This is a genomic window from Fluviicola sp., assembly GCF_030151805.1.
Taxonomy (GTDB): Bacteria; Bacteroidota; Bacteroidia; order Flavobacteriales_D; family Crocinitomicaceae; genus Fluviicola.
On record NZ_JASLCN010000332.1, the window covers coordinates 1 to 2,977 of the forward strand.

Below are 2,977 nucleotides of genomic sequence, written 5' to 3' on the forward strand. Positions count from 1 at the left end.
CTTTCGCAACGATATCCAAAGCTGCTTTTGCCTGAGGCGTTAAGAATGTTTTTCCGAATCCGAAATAAATTTCTTGTTTCTCGATACGCTCTTTGGTAGACATTTTGTCATTATCAGCAACTTGTTTCATGTAAACCGTTGTAGACAACTCATTTTTGTCTTTATCGTCCGAGTAACACTGACATTCTTCGTCTTTATCCAACATGATCACTGCTACATCATCAATGTAATAGTAAGCTCCGACAATTTGCGTGATTTTTGAATCTTTCGGTTTTTTGTTTGTCTCGTACTTGGTATCTTCATCTTTCGTGAAGTTTCCAATCGTTAAAAACTTTTCACCACCTTCGGCTTTGTATGAAGCACATACTTTTTCCCAACCGTAAGAAGCATTGAATACCTTGTTATCCGGGTGCAAAATTTGAGTCTGATCAATCAGGTGAACTTTTTGATCCGTACCGAATTCTTTCTTCGAAATGTTTGCTCCGATTTGGTTGCAAGCATATTTAGAAGCTTCAGACATAGAAACGTAGAACGAAATACAATAAGTAACATCTTTTTTCAAAGGTGTTTTTAATTTAGTCATAATGTATGTTCTCGGCATCTTGTTTCCATATGAAAAAGCTACAATTCCGGCATAGTTTTCACCTTCTTTCGGCGCTTCTTTTCCGAAAGCATTTTCGGGAGCACCATTTTCGGGAACTTTTGAATCACTCAAGAAATAATCTGCTCTGGCACCTGTCGGAGATTTCCAGCCTACAGCCAAATCAATCTGTCCCAGTTTTTTAGGTTTCCCTGCATTGGACTCAAATCCTCCGTTGTCTACAAGGTTTTCTCCCTTTTGTGCACCAGCAATAAAAGGCAAGCCGATTAAAGCGCTTAATGCAACAAGTTGTCTTAGCTTCATACTATTTGGTTTCATAAGATTTTACAGTTTTAATGAATGTTTTAACCTTTTCTGGGTCGACATCCGGATAAACACCGTGGCCTAAGTTAACAATATGTCTTTGATTATTGCCGAACGAATTTAACATTTTTATTGTTTCTGTTTCAATACTTTGGTGAGAACCGTATAATGCACAAGGGTCCAAATTACCTTGAAGCGTTCGTGAATCTCCTATCAAAGACCTCATTGCCGGAATATCCATGTTCCAGTCGAGCCCAATCGTGTTACAATCTAATTTTGCCAAAGCAGGAATCGAAGTAATAGCACCTTTCGAGAACAAAGTCACAGGAACATCTTCAATTGCAGATGCAATTTGAGACAAATAAGGAATCGAAAAAGTCGCGTACTGCTCCGTTCCTAAAATTCCTGCCCATGAATCGAAAACTTGTATCATACTTGCTCCGGCTTTAACCTGCGCTTTTAAATACGCAATGGTAACATCTGTGATGTGCTGTAGCAATCTATGTGCCAAAGCAGGATTTGTATACAACAATTTTCGTGCTTCGCTGAATGTTTTGGAGCCGTGACCTTCTACCATGTAACACAAAATCGTCCACGGAGCACCTGCAAAACCGATAACGGGAACGCGCCCGTTCAATTGTTTTACGGTTAGTTTGATCGCTTCCAGGACATAACCCAGGCGATCCTCCACATCGAAATCAAACTCAAGACGTTTTGCTTCTTCCTCCGAACGAATAGTGTGTTCAAACCAGGGACCTCTTTTTTCGATCATCTGGTACGGAATGTTCATCGCTTCCGGAACAACTAAAATATCTGAAAAGATAATTGCTGCATCCACATCCAGGATATCAACGGGCTGAATAGTTACCTCCGCCGCCAAGGCCGGGTTTTCAACCAATTCTTTGAATCCGCTGACGCTTTCACGAACAGCACGGTATTCAGGTAAAATTCGACCTGCCTGACGCATTAACCAAACAGGGTATCTCTCAATATCTTCGCCTTTTGCAGCGCGTAAGATTAAATCATTTTGCAAATTCATCGGTGCAAAAATAAGAAGAAAAAGCGTAAGCTTTTGAAGACTGAATCACGACAAACGTTAGAGCGGAAGTGATGAGGGAGTAAGCGTAAGCTTTTGAAGACTGAATGACGACAAACGTTAGAGCGGAAGTGACGATGGATAAGCGTAAGCTTTTGAAGATTGAAGTATGACCAACATCAATGCGGAAATGACAATCGGGAAACAAGCATGTTTATTCACAAGCAATTTCTTCTATTACTTCAGCTAAATGCTCGTGGTCGGTAATTTCTGACCGTTTGAAGTTTTTTTGAAAAAGTGCTCCTTTTCGCTGGTGTTTTTTATTGTAGGATTGAGCATAGCTATTGAATAAATCGGCTAATCTTCGACTTAGAAATTTATTTGATTGAAAAGGCTGTCTTGCCTGGCTTTTTAAAATCCGGAGATCATTGAATTCAATTACAAGGTGAAATTCGGTTGGTGATAATTTTAAAGCATGCAATTGTCCGATGGGTTCCAGGTATTTTTGAATTTTCTTTTGAAACAGCGTGTAATCTTCCGATTGTCTGAATAACAATTCTGGTTGAACGGAAGAATTGTGAATGTGATAGATGTATGTTGCTTCCATGAATGTGATTTTAGAATGAAATTAAAAGGAAGGATTGGGAAATCCAACAAAAAAACATCCGTTTCAAAGCACCAAAATTGTTCTAGGGTTTATAACCCTAGAAGGGTGATTAACTTTTTTTAGAGTATATTCATGTGAGCGCGCGAAACCCCTCAACTCACCCCTCAAACCCATTGAATCACACGCTTTCCCTGCTTTTCCAAAATACCATTAATAGTCGAAAAAGGCTTACTGCCAAAAAAACCACGATAAGCTGAAAGCGGAGAAGGATGAGGTGCTCTTAAAACAATATGCTTATTGGTATCCACCCGCGAAGCTTTTGCCTGAGCGGGAGAACCCCACAAAACAAAAATCACACCTTCCAATTCATAATTGATGGTTTGAATCACTTCATCCGTAAATCTTTCCCACCCTTGATTGGCATGAGAAA

General features: G+C 39.6%; 3 protein-coding genes and 1 pseudogene. All 4 read right to left on the bottom strand.

Going from position 1 to position 2,977, the window contains the following annotated elements; translation table 11 throughout:
- Positions 1 to 904, bottom strand: a 904-nt coding sequence (locus Q1V93_RS12555) for a hypothetical protein (protein WP_300665197.1), incomplete at its 3' end; no start/stop codon positions are given.
- 1 nt (position 905) lies between these two features.
- A complete protein-coding gene (hemE, locus tag Q1V93_RS12560; RefSeq protein WP_300665198.1) occupies positions 906 to 1,943 on the bottom strand; it encodes a uroporphyrinogen decarboxylase in 1,038 nt (345 codons plus the stop codon).
- Between the two features lie 211 nt (positions 1,944 to 2,154).
- Complete coding sequence (locus Q1V93_RS12565; protein WP_300665199.1) at positions 2,155 to 2,547, bottom strand: hypothetical protein; 393 nt, start codon at positions 2,545 to 2,547, stop codon at positions 2,155 to 2,157.
- A 164-nt stretch (positions 2,548 to 2,711) separates the two neighbouring features.
- Positions 2,712 to 2,977, bottom strand: a pseudogene (locus Q1V93_RS12570) (uracil-DNA glycosylase family protein); the annotation flags it as partial.

Coding starts and splice junctions, on each gene's coding strand:
- Q1V93_RS12565 (WP_300665199.1), bottom strand. CDS start 2,547: ATGGAAGCAACATACATCTATCACATTCACAATTCTTCCGTTCAACCA.
- hemE (WP_300665198.1), bottom strand. CDS start 1,943: ATGAATTTGCAAAATGATTTAATCTTACGCGCTGCAAAAGGCGAAGAT.